We start from the raw sequence: 19577 nt of genomic DNA, 5'->3' as shown, positions 1-19577 counted from the left end.
TTAGAGTTTTCGCAAGGTTAAGATTTGTTCGCTGCGACCAAAAGGGCCATGTACATCATGCAGGACAGCACTGGTCAAACCAATGCCATCTGTACCATATTGCTGTTCGACGTCTAAACCTAACCATTGTCCCTGAGGAATGCGATACAGATGAATTTGTAAATCTAAATTTGGAAATGCCCAGCCCGCTTGGGGGTCTTGGCGTGGCACAACACCATTTGCAGTATCCACCATACCCATGAGTTTGACAAAATCTGACGTGGTTTTACCTTCCACCATATTACATGGGTTGGTGAGCCAAACGAGTCCTTTTCCTGCTCTGCGGGACGCTTCCGTACGGGTTTCAATGCTCTGAATATATCCACCTGGCCAGCATTTCATGCCATCCCAAATAGGTAATTGCTCTGGATGCTGAACTTTTTGGTCTTCAAGTCCCGCAATACTATGCGTGTCCTGTGTAAGCATTTTCCATGCACGGGCAACAATACAGGTTTTACCATTGGCTTGCATTTCGCTTTCAATCAACTCAATGGTTTTTCCACCTCGAATCATACGGGTGGTAATACTAAAATCGCCAAATCCAATTAAACCAAAAATATCGAGGCTAATGCGCCCTATTCGCATGTCATCTCGAGGTAAAAACTGTTCCAACTCTGCACAAATCACCCCTGTTGCGGGCGCCATATGTTGCTCATGCGGATTCCAAGCACCTTGCGCATGAATGTTTGATTGATAATGTGCAGTTACACTTCCATCCGCATGTTGTTCGCGTTGTATTAAACGATAATAAGCAGGCATATTCATATCCTTATTCTTTTGTGTATTCCTTAATTAAGTTTGTTGTTTCAATGGGCATTATTTCACTGCACAAAATCCGTAATAATTTAGAATTTGGCTGTAGGTTTTAACTTTTTTAAACCCAACATTGGATAAGAGCTGCTGCCCCATTCGTGGAGAGACAAGAAAAAAATCTTGCTGTAATCGTTCAACCATTTTTTCACTTTGAACTGTGGTTAAGCCATTATTTTCACAAAGTTGCTTCAGTACAAAAATCTCATGTGCTTCTGTTTCTTTCATTAAGTCATAAGTCAGCAGCATTCCATTGGGCTTTAGTTGAGTAAAAATGTCTTTAAAAAAGTTTTGCTTTGATTCCAATGGAATAAAATGAGCCACCAGAATAGATAATACCGCGTCAAAAGTATGAGTTGTACCAATGGATTTTGTATCGCCATGAATAAAGCGAATACGGCTTAAAACACCTTGCTTTTCTAGATGCTGCTTTGCCTTACATAACATGACATGTGATGGATCTAGCGCAGTAAAGTTCCAAGTTGGGTGCTTTTGCGCCAAATATTGAATTTCATATCCTGTTCCACAGCCCACCACCAGAATGTCTACATGTTCTTGTTCGGCATAATGATGAGTTAAAATGGCATCGATTTGCTGATGCGTTAACTCATAGCCTGGAATAAGCTTGCGGATATGTTCATCGTATCCATCCACTACTTGTTGGTTATTAAAGTCTTTCGCCATATTGCACTCTATTTAATTGTTATGCAGACGATATGAATGTGCTAAATGCTTTTCATCATTGCGTACTGCTTTCAGATTTTGCTTAAGCCACCGACATTGCATCCAAAGTCAGTTCCGCAATGGATGGTTTTGTCTTTTCAACCGTTAAACCTAATTTTTGAAATAATTGTTGATCTTTGCCCTGTGCGACATTTGGCGTCGTCAGCAGTTTTTCACCTGAGAAAATGGAATTTGCACCAGCCATGAATGCCAAGGCTTGGTCTGAATCAGTCAATGATTCACGACCCGCAGAAAGTCGAATATAGCTTTTTGGCATAATAATACGTGCAACAGCAATGGTACGAATCCATTCAGTCACATCAAGTTTTTCAACATCTGCCAATGGGGTGCCTTCAATTGGAACCAGCATGTTAATTGGTACAGATTCTGGGTGAATAGGTAAAGTCGCAAGTTCAAGTAATAGACCAATACGATCAGCAGTGTCTTCACCCAAACCAACAATACCACCACTACAGACTTTCATGCCTGCGCCACGTACATATTCAAGCGTATTTAAACGATCATCGAAAGTACGGGTACTGATGATATTTGAATAATACTCACGCGAAGTATCAAGGTTGTGATTATAGTAATCGAGTCCAGCATCTTTTAAACGTTCAGCTTGTGACTGGTTTAACATGCCTAAAGTCATGCAAGTTTCTAAACCTAAAGCTTTTACTTCACGAACCATTTCTAGTACATAAGGCATATCACGTTCATGCGGGTTACGCCATGCAGCACCCATGCAGAAGCGTGAAGAACCAGACGCTAATGCTTCTTTGGCTTCACTAATCACTTTGTCTACAGCAATACGCTTTTCTGCTTCTAGTTTTGAATCATAACGTGCAGATTGAGAGCAGTATTTGCAATCTTCAGGGCATTTCCCTGTTTTAATCGATAATAAAGTGCTGACCTGAATCTGGTTCGCATTAAAATTTTGTCGATGGATTTGTTGTGCCTGAAAAACCAAATCTAAAAAGGGTTGCTGATATAGATTTTGTATTTCTGCGCGAGTCCAATCGTGACGAAGTTCCATCATGATTTCCTTATTCTGTTTGAATTATTCAGACTTTTTCGTTTTCTCCCTTTACCCTGAAGCAGAGTAAAGGGAAACTCCAAGTCGGAAGATCACGTTATGCAATATCTTCCAGTAAATTCAGCTCTTTACGCATAAATTCTTGAAGTCGGAATTTTTGTGCTTTACCTGAAGCGGTCATTGGAAACTCGGTAAAGAAACGCACATAACGTGGTACTTTATTGTGTGAAATATGTTCGGCACAGTAACGTCGAATACTTTCTTCCGTGGTTTCATGGTGCTCATGTAAAATGATACAGGCACATAGTTCTTCACCATAACGTGCATCTGGTAGACCAATGACCTGTACATCGCTGACATCTGGATGGGTATATAAGAAATCTTCAATTTCTTTCGGAAACAGGTTCTCACCGCCACGAATCACCACATCTTTGATACGACCTTTAATTTTTACAAAGCCGTCATCATCCATTTCAGCGATGTCGCCTGTATGCATCCAACGTGCGTTATCAATCACTTCTTGGGTTTTTTCACCATCTTCCCAATAACCCAACATGACTGAATAACCACGAACACACAATTCCCCTAGCTTGCCTCGCGGTACGACTTTGCCTGCTTCATCCACAATTTTGATTTCTAAATGCGGATGTACGCGACCTACTGTTCCGACGCGTTGTTCAACCGTATCACTGGTCGAGCTTTGCGCACTTACAGGTGCCGTTTCGGTCATGCCATAACAAATGGTAATTTCCGTCATGTGCATTCGCTCCATGACACGTTGCATGATTTCGCGCGGACACGGGCTACCTGCCATAATGCCTGTACGTAAACTACTCAAATCAAAGTCGTTGAATTGTTCATGCTCTAAAGTGGCAATGAACATGGTGGGCACACCATAAGCTGCTGTACATTTCTCTTGCTGAATGGCTTTTAAGGTGTCTAATGGATTAAATACAGCCGATGGATAGACCATGGTTGAACCATGTGTAATACAGGCTAAATTCCCCATCACCATGCCGAAACAGTGAAATAATGGTACTGAAATACACACGCGATCTTGCGGAGTTAAATGAATCGCTTCACCCACAAAATAACCATTATTTAAAATGTTATTGTGCGTGAGCATGGTGCCTTTCGGGTTACCTGTCGTTCCTGAAGTAAACTGAATATTAATGGTTTCATCAAACTGCAACTCACTTGCAACCACTTCTAAATGATTAAGTTGTTTTGCGGTAGGTTGTCCCAACAGATCTTGAAAACGATGAATACCTGTATGCACTGCTTCATCAATTTTAATCACGTGTTTTAAATGAGGTAAACGTAGCGCATTTAAGATTTTATCTTCAGCTTCTTGCAGCTCAGGTGCAATTTTGGTTAAAAGCTCTTGATAATTTGTGGTTTTAAATTGCGATGCAATAACTAAACCTTTACACGACACCTTATTCAGCACGTATTCAAGTTCATTGCTTTTATACGCAGTATTTAGGTTAACAAGAATGATACCTGCTTTAAATGCAGCGAATTGAGTAATAGTCCATTCCACACAATTGGGTGACCAAATGGCAAGACGATCGCCTTTTTTGAACCCCAGTTTGAGTAAGCTACAAGCAAAAGCATTCACCTGTGCTTGTAGCTCTTGATAGCTTAACCGTACATTCTGATGCACACTGACCACAGCATCCTGATCTGCATATTGCGCACATGCCTGATCAAATTTTTCACCAATGGTCATGCCTAATAAAGGTTGACTGCTGGTTCCATACGCATAGCTTAACCGTACCTGTGTCATTTGAATCACTCTCCTTGATTCTTTGTAATTCTGATTCTTACTGTTTTATTTTGATCACAGAGATTACTTTGTACGGATTTCCCTCCTTTGCATATAAGACTATTTAATTACGTTCCTGTAATTGCACAGCTTGTACACAAAAGTCTGCAACCTGTTTCACAAAGTAATCTTTGTAGTTTTGATCAAACATGACATTACGAGATGGATTTAAAGGTTCAATTACGACAAAAGTCATGCTTCCGACAATGCATAACGCCACCGTATTTAAATCTTCAAAACCGAACTCACCATTGACTTTCCCTTCGGCAAGAATCTCGTTAATTGTTTGTTTAATTAACTGTTTACTGCGAAAACGCTCATGCTCAACAATTGGATCTACAGGTTCGAACATGAGTGAATACGACAGTTGAGGACTATTGAGTGCCCGCTTAACAAAGGTCGTGACAGCCTTATGTAATTTTTGTTGTGCCGTTAGCTCTCCACTACTCGCAATCGTATTCAAAATATGAATTTCATGCTGAATCGCTTCAGACAACACTTCAATTAAGACTTCACTTTTATTATCAAAATAGCGGTAAACCAAGCCACTAGAAACGCCTGCACGTTCCGCAATCGCTTGAATTTGGGCATCTTTAAATCCCCCTTGAGCAATAAGTTCTCGCGCAGATTGCAAAATCGACTGTCGATTTTGTTCCATTCGCTCTTGCATCAATGTCGATCTTTTATAACTCATAATCTTATTCTCATCCAGATAAAATGAATTGTAAATCATTTTGTGAATTTTAGTTCACTTTTTTAAAAAATAGATGTATTGTAAAACTACAAGCACAACAACAATGCTTATTGGACAACAAATATAACCTCAGGATGAACAGCATGAACGCACACGTTCCATTACAACTTAGCCTACAAACCTTAAGTTTCGGTTTAGATGAAACTTTGATCGCACTGCGTGATTCAGTTGCTGCATTTTGTGCAAAAGAAATAGCACCAATTGCTCAACAAGTGGATCGTGACAATGTATTCCCTGCACACCTTTGGAAGAAAATGGGTGACATGGGCTTACATGGTTTAACAGTAAGCGAAGAGTATGGTGGTTCTAACCTCGGTTATTTAGCGCATATTATTGTTATGCAAGAAATCTCACGCGCATCTGCCGCTATAGGATTATCTTACGGAGCACATTCTAACCTATGTGTGAATCAAATTAAGCGAAATGGTAATGAAGAACAAAAACAACGTTATTTGCCTAAACTTATTTCTGGTGAATTTGTAGGTGCATTGGCAATGTCTGAACCAAATGCAGGTTCTGATGTGGTCAGCATGAAATTAAAAGCAGAAGAACAAGGCGATCATTACCTATTAAATGGCTCAAAGATGTGGATTACCAATGGTGGTGATGCCGATGTCTTGGTGGTTTATGCCAAAACTGATTTACAAGCAGGCGTTAAAGGCATGACGGCATTCTTGGTTGAAAAAGATATGCCTGGTTTTAGCCATGGGAACCATCTCGATAAATTGGGGATGCGTGGTTCAAATACGTATCCATTGTTTTTCGACAACGTTAAAGTGCCAAAAGAAAATGTACTCGGCGGTGTGGGAAATGGCGTAAAAGTGCTCATGAGCGGTCTGGATTATGAACGTGCGGTACTCAGTGCTGGTCCTCTAGGCATTATGGATGCCTGCATGGACACCGTGATTCCTTATATTCATGATCGTAAACAGTTTGGACAAGCACTTGGTGAGTTCCAGCTCATGCAAGGCAAAATTGCCGATATGTATTCAACTTGGTTAGCTTGTAAAGCGCTTGTGTATGCGGTGGGTGCTGAATGCGACAAAGCTGAACATAGCCGTAGCTTACGAAAAGATGCTGCTAGTGCCATTCTTTATGCTGCTGAAAAAGCAACGTGGATGGCAGGTGAAACCATTCAAGCATTGGGTGGCAATGGCTATATCAACGAGTTTGCAGCAGGTCGTTTGTGGCGTGATGCAAAACTTTATGAAATTGGTGCAGGAACTTCTGAAATACGCCGTATGTTAATCGGTCGTGAATTATTTAACGAAACGGCTTAACGCTTCTGGCTCACTTTATACAAGGAAGTTTCTATGAATCAATTACAAACCCAAATGCAAAGCAGTCATGAAGAGTTGAATCTGGTGAAAATGCCAAAACAAACCAATCAGAACATCACTTTTGCTGGCGGAACTACAGATTTAAATCAACTGCAAAGCAAAATTAACAGCCGCAGTGAAGAATTTAAAAACAATCAGGCAACGATGTTGAATTTGGTACAAGATTTAAAACAAATCAGCCAAAAAATTGCCTTAGGTGGTGGTGAAAATGCGCGCCAAAAACATATTGCTCGTGGCAAATTGTTGGCACGTGACCGTATTGATCAACTGATTGATGCAGGTACAGCTTTCTTAGAAATTGGGCAATTGGCTGCACATAAAGTCTATGCCGATGATGTTCCTGCTGCGGGCGTAGTTGCTGGGATTGGTCAAGTGAATGGTGTCACCTGCATGATCGTTGCCAATGATGCAACGGTGAAAGGCGGAACTTATTACCCTCTTACGGTGAAAAAGCACTTACGTGCACAAGAAATTGCAGAACAAAACCGCTTACCTTGCATTTACTTGGTGGATTCAGGCGGTGCGTATTTACCTATGCAAGATGAAGTGTTTCCAGATCGTGATCACTTTGGGCGTATTTTCTATAACCAAGCCCGTATGTCGAGCTTAGGTATCGCTCAAATTGCAGTGGTAATGGGCAGTTGTACCGCAGGTGGTGCTTACGTTCCTGCCATGTCGGATGAAACCATTATTGTACGTAACCAAGGCACTATTTTCTTGGGTGGTCCACCATTGGTAAAAGCTGCGACAGGTGAAGTGGTCAGCAGTGAAGACCTTGGTGGTGGCGACGTGCATACTCGCCTTTCTGGGGTCGCTGACCATTTGGCAGAGAATGACGAACATGCCCTTCAGATTGCGCGAAATATTGTAGCGAATTTAAATATTCAACCGAATAAAACAGCAGAAGGAATTGAAGAACCACTTTTCCCTGCCGAAGAACTTTATGGCATTGTGCCAAGTGATACCCGTAAACCTTTTGATGTGCGTGAAATTATTGCCCGTATTGTCGATGGTTCGCGTTTAGACGAATTTAAAGCACGTTTTGGAACAACGTTAATTACGGGCTTTGCCAAAATTTACGGTATGCCTGTTGGAATTATTGCCAACAACGGGATTCTATTCTCTGAGTCAGCGCAAAAAGGCGCGCACTTCATTGAACTCTGTGTACAACGCAATATTCCATTATTGTTCTTACAAAACATCACGGGTTTTATGGTCGGACGTCAGTACGAAAATGAAGGGATTGCTAAACACGGTGCCAAACTGGTGATGGCGGTTGCCACAGCCAATGTACCTAAACTGACCTTGATTATTGGTGGATCATTTGGGGCTGGAAACTACGGTATGTGTGGTCGTGCTTATTCGCCACGCTTCTTGTGGACTTGGCCAAATTCTCGGATTTCGGTGATGGGGGGCGAACAAGCAGCGAGTGTACTCTCGACCATCAAACGTGACCAAATTGAACAAAAAGGTGAATCTTGGTCTGCCGATGCAGAAGATGAATTCAAACAACCCATTCGTGATCAATACGAACGTCAAGGTCATCCATATTACTCTTCTGCACGTTTGTGGGATGACGGTGTAATTGATCCTGCTCAGTCTCGTCAAGTGTTGGGTTTAAGTTTGGCTGCGGCACTGACGGCGCCAATTCAACCAACCAAGTTCGGCGTGTTCCGCATGTAAGGGGTGAAAAATGGACTATCAATTTTTACAACTCGAACAGCAACAGCAAGTAGCAACGGTTTGGATTAATCGCGCTGAACTTCATAATGCGTTCAACACGACAGTGATTGAGGAACTACATCACTGCTTTCAACAGTTGAATGAACGTCATGATATTCGCGTGGTGGTTTTGGCGGGTCGTGGTAAAAGCTTTTCTGCTGGTGCTGACTTAAACTGGATGAAACAAGCAGGACAAGCCTCTCAAGCAGACAATGAAGCAGATGCTTTAAAACTTGCGAAAATGCTGCAAAGCTTAGCAACTTTAAAGCAACCAACCATTGCCCGTGTACAAGGCATCGCCTTTGGTGGTGGCATGGGGCTCGCTTCTGCTTGTGATATTTGTGTAGCCAGTACAGATGCAAAATTTGCAACGTCAGAAGTCCGTTTGGGGTTGGCACCCTCAACCATTAGCCCGTATGTAATTCGTGCAATTGGCGCACGTCAGGCTTCACGTTACTTTCTCACAGCAGAACGTATTACGGCTGAGCAAGCGCTACAAATTGGTTTAGTCCATGAAGTGACCACACCTGAATTACTGGATGCCAAAATTGATGACATGATACAAGCCTTATTATTGGGTGGACCTGAAGCACAAGCTGCGTCGAAACAACTGATTCAAATGGTGAATCAACAAAGTGTCGATGAAAGCCTATTGCTTAAAACCGCGCAACATATTGCCCATGTGCGTCAAGGTGAAGAAGCAAAAAATGGACTGAATGCTTTTTTAAACAAACATAGCCCAGCTTGGATTAAGGCAACGGCATAACGATAATAAGGACAGAACAATGTTTGAAAAAATTCTAATTGCAAACCGTGGTGAAATTGCCTGTCGTGTTATTCGCACTGCGAAAAAAATGGGCATTGCGACAGTTGCCGTCTATTCAGATGCCGATGCTCAATCACAACATGTCAAACAAGCAGACGAAGCCATTTATATTGGTGAATCCCCTGCTTCTCAAAGCTATTTACAGATTGACCGTATTATTCAAGCGGCTCTAACTACTGGCGCACAAGCAATTCATCCGGGTTATGGATTTTTGTCTGAAAATGACCAGTTTGCAGAAGCTTGTGAAAAAAATAACATTACCTTTATTGGTCCTCCTGTTGCTGCCATTTTAGCTATGGGTCTAAAAGCAACCTCTAAAGCACTTATGGAAAAAGCAGGTGTCCCACTTACGCCTGGCTATCATGGCACCAATCAAGATGCAGCTTTCCTAAAACAGCAAGCAGACCAAATTGGTTATCCTGTGTTAATTAAAGCCAGCGCAGGCGGTGGTGGTAAAGGGATGCGTTTGGTTGAACGTGAAGCTGACTTTTTAAGTTCCCTTGCATCTTGTAAAAGTGAGGCCAAATCAAGCTTCGCCAATGATGATGTATTGATTGAACGCTATGTGATACAACCGCGTCATATTGAAGTACAAGTTTTTGGCGATACCCACGGTAATTATGTACACTTATTCGAACGTGATTGTTCAGTACAACGTCGCCACCAAAAAGTATTAGAAGAAGCACCTGCTCCACTGATGCCACAGCATAAACTGGAGGCGATGCGTCAAGCTGCAATTGATGCTGCACGTGCGGTAGATTATGTCGGTGCAGGTACGGTTGAATTCATTGTGGAACAAGATGGTACGGCGTATTTCATGGAAATGAATACGCGCCTACAAGTAGAACATCCTGTAACAGAAATGATTACAGGGCAAGACTTAGTCGAGTGGCAATTACGTGTCGCTTATGGTGAACCATTACCGAAGCAACAACATGAATTACAAATTCATGGTCATGCAATTGAAGCGCGAGTTTATGCAGAAGAACCTGAAAAAGGCTTCCTTCCTGCGATTGGTCAAATTAGTTATTTACATTATCCAAATCAAAATCAGCATGTCCGTGTGGATAGTGGAATTGTTGAAGGCGATGAAATTACCACGTTCTACGACCCAATGATTGCCAAGTTAATTGTTTGGGGTGAAAACCGTGAAGCGGCATTGGTCCAAATGCATCATGCTTTAGGTCAGTTTCATGTCGAAGGCTTAGGCAATAACATTGCCTTCTTGGACCGTATCATTCGCTGTGATTCATTTAAAAATGCCAAACTGGATACCAATCTGATTCAACGTGAAGATGCGTTTTTAATGAATGCGGAAGCTGCTTCATCCGAAACCATTGTATCAGCGGCATTTATTGAACTATTGAAGCGTTTTCATCAGCAGCGAAATGCAAATCCTGTTTGGTCATCATCACCGCTTTGGCGTGTCAATGTGAAGACTCAATACGGCATAAAATTGCAACTGAATCAACAAGCTATTGAGGTACGTTTTACTGCTATCGATAACGGCTTTATTGCACACTATCAGGGGCAGGAATACCCTATTCAAGGTCAACTGCTAGATGCACATATAGCCCAACTCAATCTGAATGGCAAACAATCAAAATTGGCATTTAGCATTGATGCAGACCATTTAACTGTTTTCGAAAATGGGCAAACGCATAAATTTGCTTATATCCGTCCAAACTATGGTCATGACGATACTCAACAAAATGAGGGCAATCTGAAAGCGCCAATGCCGGGCGTGATTACCCAAGTCTTGGTAGAAGCCAATTCACAAGTGAAAAAGGATGACATTTTACTGACTTTAGAAGCCATGAAAATTGAATATGCTATTCGTGCTCCACGCGATGGTGTAATTACTTCAGCCTACTTCCAACCTGGTGATCAAGTCAAAGCAGGTGATGAACTGGTGGAATTTCAGGCTTTAGCAGAGGAAGTGGCATGACTGAATTTGTAAAAATTGTCGAAGTCGGTCCGCGGGACGGTTTGCAGAATGAGAAAACCTCACTCACCCTTCAAGATCGGAAACAACTGATTCTGGATTTAATGCAAACGGGACTTAAAGCCATTGAAGTCGGTTCTTGTGTGTCACCCAAATGGGTGCCGCAAATGGCATTGAGTGATGAACTGTATGCTCAATTGCCCAAAGACCCGAATGTTCAATTCAGTTTGCTCACGCCGAATATGAAAGGTTTTGAATCTGCTTTGGCTGTCGGTTGTAAAGAGGTTGCGGTTTTTACCGCAGCTTCTGAAAGCTTTACGCAAAAAAACATTAATTGTTCAATTGATGAAAGCTTTGAAAAATTTGCCGATATTCTAAAAGCCGCCAAAGAACATGACATTAAAGTTCGTGGCTATGTGTCTTGTGTGGTTGATTGCCCCTATGAAGGTGCAATTGATCCGAAACAAGTCAGCAAAGTCGTGACCCGTTTATTTGATATGGGCTGTTATGAAGTGTCTTTGGGTGAAACCATCGGTACAGCTACCCCTAACCGTGTCAAAAACATGTGGGAAGCCTGTTTAAGTGAATTGGATGCTCAATTTATGGCAGGACATTTTCACAATACCTACGGCATGGCCATCGCCAATATTTATCAATCCTTAGAACAAGGTATTCGTGTTTTTGATTCTTCAATTGCAGGGTTAGGCGGCTGTCCTTATGCCAAAGGTGCTTCTGGGAATGTCAGTACCGAAGATTTATTGTATTTACTCAATGGCATGGGTTTTGAAACAGGGATTCATGTTGATGCGCTGATGCAAGCCAGTCAAAACATTAGTCAACGTTTAGACCGAAAAAATCCCTCGAATTATGCCAATGCCTATTTGCAAACGCGTTGTGCTTAATAAAAATAATAAATCAGCCGCTTATTCAGCGGCTGATTTACGTTTTATACAGATCAAACCAACTTAATCAGCAGAAATATCTTCAAATAGAACTGAAGATAAATAGCGTTCACCGCTATCAGGTAAAATCACCACAATGTTCTTGCCTGCATTTTCAGGACGCGCTGCCAACTGTGCTGCCGCTGCCATCGCTGCACCGCTAGAAATACCCACTAAAATTCCTTCTTGAGTCGCAGTTTTACGCGCCCAGTCAATTGCATCTTGGCTAGTAATCGCAATAACTTCATCCACCAAATCGAGGTCCAAATTCTTTGGAATGAAGTTTGCCCCAATGCCTTGAATTTTGTGCGGTGCAGGAGTAATCGCTTCACCACGCTTGGTTTGTCCAATAATTGCAGATTCAGCAGGTTCTACTGCAACTGAGTAAATTGGCTGGTTTTTCACTTTTTCAAAGAAACGTGAAATCCCTGAAATTGTGCCACCTGTACCTACACCTGCCACTAAAATATCGACCTGACCGTTGGTCGCTGCCCAAATTTCAGGGCCTGTCGTGTCTTCATGAATTTGTGGATTGGCTGGATTTTCAAATTGTTGTGGAAGGAAATAATGTTCAGGTTGCTCAGTGGCTAAACGTACTGCTTCGTCTACTGCACCTTTCATCCCTTTCGCTGGCTCAGTCAATACCAAGTTTGCACCCAATGCTTTTAACACTTTACGACGTTCAATACTCATGCTTGCTGGCATGGTTAAAGTAATCTCATAGCCTTTTGCCGCAGCAACAAATGCTAAAGCAATTCCTGTATTACCACTGGTCGGTTCTACAATATGCATACCTGCTTTTAACGCGCCACGTTTTTCTGCATCGGCAATCAGTGCCGCACCAATACGACATTTCACTGAAAAAGCAGGGTTTCGGCTTTCAACTTTGGCAAATACATTTGCACCACCCGAAATGACACGATTAATGCGTACTAATGGTGTATTACCAATCGCTTCGGCATTGTTACTATAAACTGCGATACCTAAATTATTTGGTGTTGGAAAGGCTGAATCAGTACTCATGTTATATCCCTAAGTTTATTGACTATTTATAACAGAATCATGATACAACCAATTTTGCTGAAATACAGATGACACTGAGCATTTTCTGTAGATTTCGTTTTAAAAACCTTCTTCGTGAAGATCTAGATTTCGGCATTTCCCTATGCCATTGCAACTTTAGGCTTCTAATATCGTTTGGTTCCATTGTTCGAGTACAGACACAGCCGCAGTAAAATCTATCTGCTCAGCTTGCGCTTTTGGAATCTCCTTAAACAGCGCTTGAATACTTTCAAAAATTGGCACGTTTGAATCCTGTTGTTGTGCTAAATCTAAGCCAATACCAATATCTTTTTGCAATAAATTCAAAGCAAAGGTTTTAGGGAAACTACGGTTCAATACCTTTTGCGCCATGATCGAATCAGACACCGTACTTTTACCACTTGAATGATTAATACAATTCAATGCCGCTGAAACATCAACCTGTCGCTGCTTCAGAATAGTGAGTCCTTCTGCCAAAGCCCACAAATGGGTGGCCATCAACACATTATTCACTGCTTTCACCGCAAACCCTGAACCACTAGATCCAACATATTCAACCAAGCCTGCAAATGCAGAAATAATCGGTAAAGCACGCTGATAAGCTTGTTCATCTCCACCTAACATCACGGTTAAGGTCCCCCGTTCCGCGCCAATCGTTTGACCCGACACAGGTGCATCTAAATATGCAACCTGATTTTGCTCAAGCTGCTGAGATAACTTGCGTGCTGAATCTGGCACACCACTGGTACAGTCAATCCAGATACTGCCCTTTTTGGGTTGAAATTCAGCAATCAGTTGTTCAACATCCGCACTGGTTGGCAAACAGGAAAATATAAAATCGGCTTGCACGGCGTGTTCCAAACTCACAGCCTGTGTAGCAAATTGCTGTGCATGCTGTTCGGCTTTTTCGGTCGTTCTATTCCAGACATACACGGGTAAACCGAGCTTGGGAAGATGGGAAGCCATATGCCAACCCATCGCACCTAATCCAATAAAAGCAATACTTTGACTCAATTGATCTCTCCATTCAGGTTCATTAAGAACCTTGCACAACGCTGTTGTTCGCTTCACTTTCCACACTTTGAACTTTTGCTACAGTCTCTTCACCACGGTTTAAGAAGAGGTTGAGTAGAATTGCTGCCAGTGTTGCAGTACCAATACCGCCCAAGTCAAATGATCCAATGTGTAAACTGAAGTTGCCTGCACCCATAATTAAACTCACGGCTGCAATAATTAAGGTGCTGTTTTGGGTAAAATCAACTTTGTTATCGACCCAGATTTTTGCTCCAGCGACGGTAATCAAACCGAATACGACAATAGATGCTCCACCTAACAATGCGACTGGAATGGTGCTAATCACGGCACCAAATTTTGGTGATAAACCAAGTAAAATAGCGAAGATCCCTGCGACTACAAAAATGGTGGTTGAATAGACTTTGGTGACTGCCATTACGCCAATATTTTCTGCATAGGTGGTCATGCCTGTACCACCAACCGAAGCGGATAAAGAAGTACACACACCGTCTGCGAAAAATGCGCGGCCCATATACGGCGACAGGTTTTTCCCTGTCATGGCTGAAACTGCTTTGAAATGTCCCAAGTTTTCCGCCACTAAAATAATCGCGACAGGTGCAATCAGTAACATAGCATTTGCGTTAAAGATGGGTGCATGGAACGTCGGTAATCCAAACCATGCAGCATTGCCAATGATTGAGAAATCAATCGGTTTACCCCAACCCATGACATTCGCAAGCAAGAAGTATACAAAATAAGCAGAACACAGCCCAATCAGTAACAACAAACGACGCACCATGCCGCGAGTAAACACTGCAACAGCACTAATACAGACAATGGTAATCACCGCCATCCACGTATCGAATGTATTGGTAGATACACTTTTAATGGTAATGGGTGCAAGGTTCAAACCAATGATCATGACAATGGCACCTGTGACAATCGGCGGCATCAACTTTTCGATCCAACCTGTTCCCGTCTTCATCACCACAAGACCAATACCTGCATACACCAGACCACAAGCAATTGTTCCCCCAAGGGCTAAAGCGATGTTCGGATTTGAACCTGCACCTGCGTAACCTGTTGCGGCCGCGACTGCCCCAATAAAGGCGAAACTTGAGCCCAGATAACTTGGCATACGACCCCCCGTCATCAGGAAGAATAAAATCGTGCCTATCCCTGTAATAAAGATGGTTAAATTAGGATCGAAGCCCATCAACAAAGGCGCCAGTACCGTTGCTCCAAACATGGCAAAAGCATGTTGTAAGCCTAGAATGATACTGCGACCGACTGGGAGATATTCATCAATTTGAACAGGTGTTGTATCTAAGTCGCCTTGGTAAGGCTTAAATTTTGGAAACCACGATTGTTTTTCTTGCATGGGTTTCCCCTCCTTCTTATAGGGTTTGGTCTTTAGCACATACGGTGTGGTTCACAATAAGCACGGTTAAAATACATCAACGCATTTAAGCCCTGATTGTGTTGAATCGCTTTGACCTGACAGAACAAAACATCATGACTCCCCACACTCATGCTTTGCACAATTTCACAGTCAAAACTAATCAAGGCATCCTGTAAAACAGGCGCCTGAGTAGCCAACGTTTCCCACTGACCCGCAGCAAAGCGTTCAGGCATTGGCGTTTTGCCACCAAAAACATTGGAAAGTGTCATCTGATGTGAAGCTAAGGTGTTCACACATAACACTTTATTGGTCTTAAAAGTCTCAAATACAGATGCAGAACGATTGAGACATACCAACAACGTCGGTGGTGTATCAGTCACACTACACACAGCCGAGGCGGTAAAACCCGCGACACCTGCGGGTCCAGAAGTAGTAATCACATTCACCGCAGCGCCCAGATTTGACATGCCTTCGCGGAATGCTTTCTGATCGACTTCAATATGCGTGGTTTTTTGCGTGTTATAGATTTTTTCTAAACATTCTTCTTTGATTAAACTTTTGAGTAATTCTGCATTCATGTTTATTCTCCTATCGGGGCTGATCTCGCTACTACCTAAGCAGTAGCGACATGGGCAACACTGGCTATTTCAACGAGGGCATCGGGCTTCACCAAACCCGCCTGAATGCAGTAACGTGCAGGCTTATCCCCTGGAAAATACTCGGCATAGACTTGATTAATCGCAGCATAATCCGCCCAATCTTTGACAAAAACATGGTTGAAGGTCACATCATCCAGACTTCCACCTGCTTCTTTCAATACTGATTGAATGGTTTCTAAAATATGTCGTGCTTGAGCAGCCGCATCACCGACATGAACCACATTGTTATTTTCATCAAAAGCCAATGTGCCTGAGACATACACAATATTGTCTGCCTTGGTGGCTGGAACATAGGGTGCTAAAGGTTTTGATGTTCCTGCTGGAATAATGACTTGTTTCGGCATCGTGATCGCTCCGTATTAGGCAGATTTTGCAAGTGGGTTGGTATTGGGAACAAAAGTGTCGACAAAACTTTGCGTATCGGACACCCAGCCAAAGAAGGTTTTGATGTTGTAGAGGCTTGCAGCTTGAATTTCTGCTGAACCCGCCTGATAACACGCATCTTTTAATGCCACCCCGAAGTATTCGAGGAAAAAGCCATCTCGTAAGGTCGATTCCACGCAAACATTGGTCGCAATGCCAACAAAGACTAAATTACGAATTCCTCGGGCGCGTAACATGCTGTCCAATGCGGTATTGAAGAAACCGCTGTAACGAGGTTTTTCAATGACAATGTCTTGCGCTAAAGGTTGTAATTCATCGATCAGCTCAAAGTCCCAACCACCTTTTGCCAGTAATTTGCCTTGAAGTGCAGGTTGCTTACGCATGGTTTTGAGCGCATTGGATTTATGGAAATTCGGTGAACCACGTCCTCCCGCTTCGACATATTGATCATCCCAACCATTTTTAAAGTAAATTACTTGAATATTGGCTGCATGTGCTGCTTCAACTGCCTTTTTAATGTTTTGCACCACAGGTTGGGTCACTGAAACATCAAAACCAGCTAAATCCAGATAGCCACCCATTGAGGTATAGGCATTCTGCATATCAATGACGATTAGGGCCGTTTGTTCAGGTGCAAACTGAATATTTTCAGGTTCTGCTTTTAAGGTTTTGCCTTGCCCTGTGGCTTCAGTAAAATCGCTGATAACTGTATGTGTATTGACTTGGCTCATGCTGATTTCTCCAAAACTGTGACAGGTGCTTGTTCCGCCAGATCCATCACAACATCTTGACGGCATTGCATAAGCGGTTGAATTTTTTGACCAAAATCCTCGACGCCCTGAACGAAATCATCAAAAGTTAATAAAATGCCTTCTGTACCTTTAATTTCACCAATTTCATCCAACATGGCTGCGACTTTTTCATAAGAACCTACCAAGGTGCCCATGTTGATATTGACGGGAGATACGCTCGATGCCATTTGACGAATATTGGTATCGGTTCCTGAAGTAGTGTCTTTACCACCTTGATTCATCAGCCAGTTAATTGCTTCCATGTCTGCGCCATCGTTATAGCTTTGCCATTTTGCCAATGCTTGTTTATCAGTTTCAGCAGCAATCACCATAAACAACACATAAGTTTGAACATCACGTCCTGTTTTATCCGTATGTGCTTTTAGGCGATCATTGATTTCTGCATAAGCGGTTGGTGTGTTTAAACCTTTACCAAAGACAAAGTTGTAATCTGCATATTGCGCAGAAAATGCCAGCCCAGTATCCGATTGACCTGCACAGATAATTTTCATATCCGCTTGTGGTGTTGGGCTGACACGACAATCTTGCATTTCAAAATGTTCACCTTTGAAATCAGATTTGCCTGTAGCCCACAGTTCACGAAGAACTTGCACATATTCAGATAAATAGTCATAGCGCTTACCAAAATACTCATCACCTGGCCACATGCCCATTTGCGTATATTCAGGCGCTTGCCAGCCAGTCACGACATTTAAGCCAAAACGACCATTTGAAATGGAGTCAATAGTCGAAGCCATACGTGCAACAATTGCAGGTGGCATCACCAAAGTTGCTGCGGTAGCATAAATTTTAATTTTGCTGGTAACTGCAGCTAAGCCTGCCATAAGTGTGAAGGTTTCTAAGTTGTGATCCCAGAATTCAGTTTTGCCACCAAAGCCACGCAGTTTGATCATTGACAAGGCAAAATCGAAACCATAATGCTCAGCACGTTGTACAATTTTTTTGTTGAGTTCAAAGCTCGGCATGTACTGTGGCGCATTTTCAGAAAGTAACCAGCCATTGTTTCCTATTGGGCAAAAGACACCTATTTTCATGTGTTACATCCTCATTCAATTATGAAATTTCTAAAAACCTATACCCTGTTATTTTCTGGCGTATAAATTTTTATATTCTTAATTTTATGAGTGCATGGAGTGTGCCAACTTTATATTTTCTATTTATATCAATAATTTAAAATCATTATAAAGTTTACGTATTTTACCAAAGGGTAAATTAACTATTTTTCACATGCACTTTTTTTGTGAGTCATGATCTAAATGTGTGCACTTTTTTGACCAAATGGAAAAATAAATAAAAGAAAAAGGCACTGAGTTAAGTAGTGCCTTTTTGAATTTTTATATCAACCTATAGAGTGCTAGAGATGAATCTCGTCTGTTAACTCGCAGCTAAATTTTCAGCAGGTTTCTTCAATAGTTTTTCTAATAACAATTGATTGAATATTTCAGGTTGCGTAACCGTTACTGCATGCGCGCCATGCGGCAGCACATCTAATTCAGCATGTGGAAATAGCTGTTTTAATTGATAACTTTGTTGATAAGGAACCAAGAAATCATCTTCAGTCGCGATTAAATACAGTGGAATTTTATTTAAACTCGAAATCGTTTCAGCCTTCAATTCATAACGCATTAAAGCATTCAGTCGAGTGAAGACATTAAGTAAAGGAGGAAATTGTTCGATCTGCTTATTTTCCTGAATTTCTAAATCTGAAATATGTGCAGAAATCCATGCTGGCGGATATAAGAACAATGCTTGCGCTCGGACATACGCTTCGACACCTGCATATTGTAATAACGCGATTCGTGTACTAAAGCACTTGAATGTATGTGCATCTAACTGTTGCCAGCCATTGATAACCGTGAGAGACAACATGGTTTTTTCAGATTTTTCAAGTAAAACAGCCAGTTCCGCCCCAATAAAACCACCCAACGCATGCCCAACAAAATGGAATTCTTGAATATTCAAGATAGATAATAAATCCATGACCTGTTTGGCTAAGTGGGTCATACTATAGTCTTCATTAAGGATGGCCGCATTTTTATGACAGCCCTCTTGATCATAAATCACCACATGAAAATGTTGTTGTAGTGCTTGTATTTGCGATGTCCAAAACTGTCCATGTCCACCTAAACCTGCCGATAAAATGATATATTCAGCGGATATTTTTTGTGAAGAAAAAACCTGATAATGCATAATGATTGATCTCTAAGAAAAATGTACTTTCTTGGGTTCAGCAAGAAATATGCCCATTTACTTTTCTTCAATGATTCAAAAAACGTTTTGATCTTTATTGTCGTATTTTCT

Annotated in this window: 18 protein-coding genes; 5 read left to right on the top strand and 13 right to left on the bottom strand. The window is 41.9% G+C overall.

Going from position 1 to position 19577, the window contains the following annotated elements; genetic code table 11:
- The 5 genes from M5E07_RS08060 to M5E07_RS08040 all read right to left on the bottom strand — a co-directional run bounded on the left by M5E07_RS08060 (position 1) and on the right by M5E07_RS08040 (position 5130).
- Positions 1-798, bottom strand: a complete 798-nt coding sequence (locus M5E07_RS08060; RefSeq protein ID WP_252223585.1) for a thioesterase family protein — start codon at positions 796-798, stop codon at positions 1-3.
- Positions 799-855: 57 nt separating this feature from the next.
- Positions 856-1533: a class I SAM-dependent methyltransferase gene (locus M5E07_RS08055; protein WP_252223582.1), complete on the bottom strand. Its 678-nt coding sequence runs from the start codon at positions 1531-1533 to the stop codon at positions 856-858.
- 82 nt (positions 1534-1615) lie between these two features.
- Positions 1616-2608: a biotin synthase BioB gene (gene bioB, locus M5E07_RS08050; protein ID WP_252223753.1), complete on the bottom strand. Its 993-nt coding sequence runs from the start codon at positions 2606-2608 to the stop codon at positions 1616-1618.
- Between the two features lie 97 nt (positions 2609-2705).
- Positions 2706-4397, bottom strand: coding sequence for an AMP-binding protein (locus M5E07_RS08045; protein WP_252223580.1), 1692 nt, complete (start codon positions 4395-4397; stop codon positions 2706-2708).
- A 103-nt stretch (positions 4398-4500) separates the two neighbouring features.
- Complete coding sequence (locus M5E07_RS08040) at positions 4501-5130, bottom strand: TetR/AcrR family transcriptional regulator (RefSeq protein WP_252223578.1); 630 nt, start codon at positions 5128-5130, stop codon at positions 4501-4503.
- Between the two features lie 143 nt (positions 5131-5273).
- Here M5E07_RS08040 and M5E07_RS08035 point away from each other — a divergent pair, with 143 nt between their 5' ends.
- From M5E07_RS08035 to M5E07_RS08015, 5 genes are all read left to right on the top strand, one after another.
- Positions 5274-6470 (top strand): isovaleryl-CoA dehydrogenase, encoded by a 1197-nt coding sequence (locus tag M5E07_RS08035; RefSeq protein WP_116761194.1) that lies wholly within the window; start codon positions 5274-5276, stop codon positions 6468-6470.
- 90 nt (positions 6471-6560) lie between these two features.
- Positions 6561-8213, top strand: coding sequence for a carboxyl transferase domain-containing protein (locus tag M5E07_RS08030; protein ID WP_252223751.1), 1653 nt, complete (start codon positions 6561-6563; stop codon positions 8211-8213).
- A gap of 10 nt (positions 8214-8223) precedes the next feature.
- A complete protein-coding gene (locus M5E07_RS08025; RefSeq protein WP_116761192.1) occupies positions 8224-9018 on the top strand; it encodes an enoyl-CoA hydratase/isomerase family protein in 795 nt (264 codons plus the stop codon).
- Between the two features lie 19 nt (positions 9019-9037).
- Complete coding sequence (locus tag M5E07_RS08020; protein ID WP_252223575.1) at positions 9038-11026, top strand: acetyl/propionyl/methylcrotonyl-CoA carboxylase subunit alpha; 1989 nt, start codon at positions 9038-9040, stop codon at positions 11024-11026.
- Complete coding sequence (locus M5E07_RS08015) at positions 11023-11925, top strand: hydroxymethylglutaryl-CoA lyase (RefSeq protein WP_252223566.1); 903 nt, start codon at positions 11023-11025, stop codon at positions 11923-11925. Before M5E07_RS08020 ends, M5E07_RS08015 begins: the two co-directional genes overlap by 4 nt.
- Before the next feature lie 63 nt (positions 11926-11988).
- Here M5E07_RS08015 and cysK read toward each other — a convergent pair whose 3' ends face one another.
- From cysK to rutD, 8 genes are all read right to left on the bottom strand, one after another.
- Positions 11989-12987 (bottom strand): cysteine synthase A, encoded by a 999-nt coding sequence (gene cysK, locus M5E07_RS08010; protein ID WP_252223564.1) that lies wholly within the window; start codon positions 12985-12987, stop codon positions 11989-11991.
- Positions 12988-13143: 156 nt separating this feature from the next.
- Positions 13144-13983: an NAD(P)-dependent oxidoreductase gene (locus tag M5E07_RS08005; protein ID WP_252223749.1), complete on the bottom strand. Its 840-nt coding sequence runs from the start codon at positions 13981-13983 to the stop codon at positions 13144-13146.
- A 58-nt stretch (positions 13984-14041) separates the two neighbouring features.
- The gene (gene rutG, locus M5E07_RS08000) at positions 14042-15400 is read right to left on the bottom strand and encodes a pyrimidine utilization transport protein G (protein ID WP_252223561.1); all 1359 of its coding nucleotides are present in this window, start codon (positions 15398-15400) and stop codon (positions 14042-14044) included.
- 32 nt (positions 15401-15432) lie between these two features.
- A complete protein-coding gene (gene rutF / locus M5E07_RS07995) occupies positions 15433-15888 on the bottom strand; it encodes an NADH-dependent FMN reductase RutF (RefSeq protein WP_416333180.1) in 456 nt (151 codons plus the stop codon).
- Positions 15889-16034: 146 nt separating this feature from the next.
- Positions 16035-16424: a pyrimidine utilization protein C gene (rutC, locus tag M5E07_RS07990; RefSeq protein WP_252223556.1), complete on the bottom strand. Its 390-nt coding sequence runs from the start codon at positions 16422-16424 to the stop codon at positions 16035-16037.
- A gap of 15 nt (positions 16425-16439) precedes the next feature.
- On the bottom strand, positions 16440-17195 hold the full coding sequence (rutB, locus tag M5E07_RS07985) for a pyrimidine utilization protein B (protein WP_252223554.1): 756 nt from the start codon (positions 17193-17195) through the stop codon (positions 16440-16442).
- A complete protein-coding gene (rutA, locus tag M5E07_RS07980) occupies positions 17192-18310 on the bottom strand; it encodes a pyrimidine utilization protein A (protein ID WP_252223552.1) in 1119 nt (372 codons plus the stop codon). The genes rutB and rutA overlap by 4 nt, the downstream gene beginning before the upstream one ends.
- Before the next feature lie 340 nt (positions 18311-18650).
- Positions 18651-19466, bottom strand: coding sequence for a pyrimidine utilization protein D (rutD, locus tag M5E07_RS07975; RefSeq protein ID WP_252223551.1), 816 nt, complete (start codon positions 19464-19466; stop codon positions 18651-18653).
- Positions 19467-19577: the final 111 nt, after the last annotated feature.

Source organism: Acinetobacter tibetensis (assembly GCF_023824315.1).
In the GTDB taxonomy this organism is placed as follows: domain Bacteria; phylum Pseudomonadota; class Gammaproteobacteria; order Pseudomonadales; family Moraxellaceae; genus Acinetobacter; species Acinetobacter tibetensis.
Note: the sequence above shows the minus strand (reverse complement) of the source record. Positions and strands in the feature narration are given on the sequence as shown.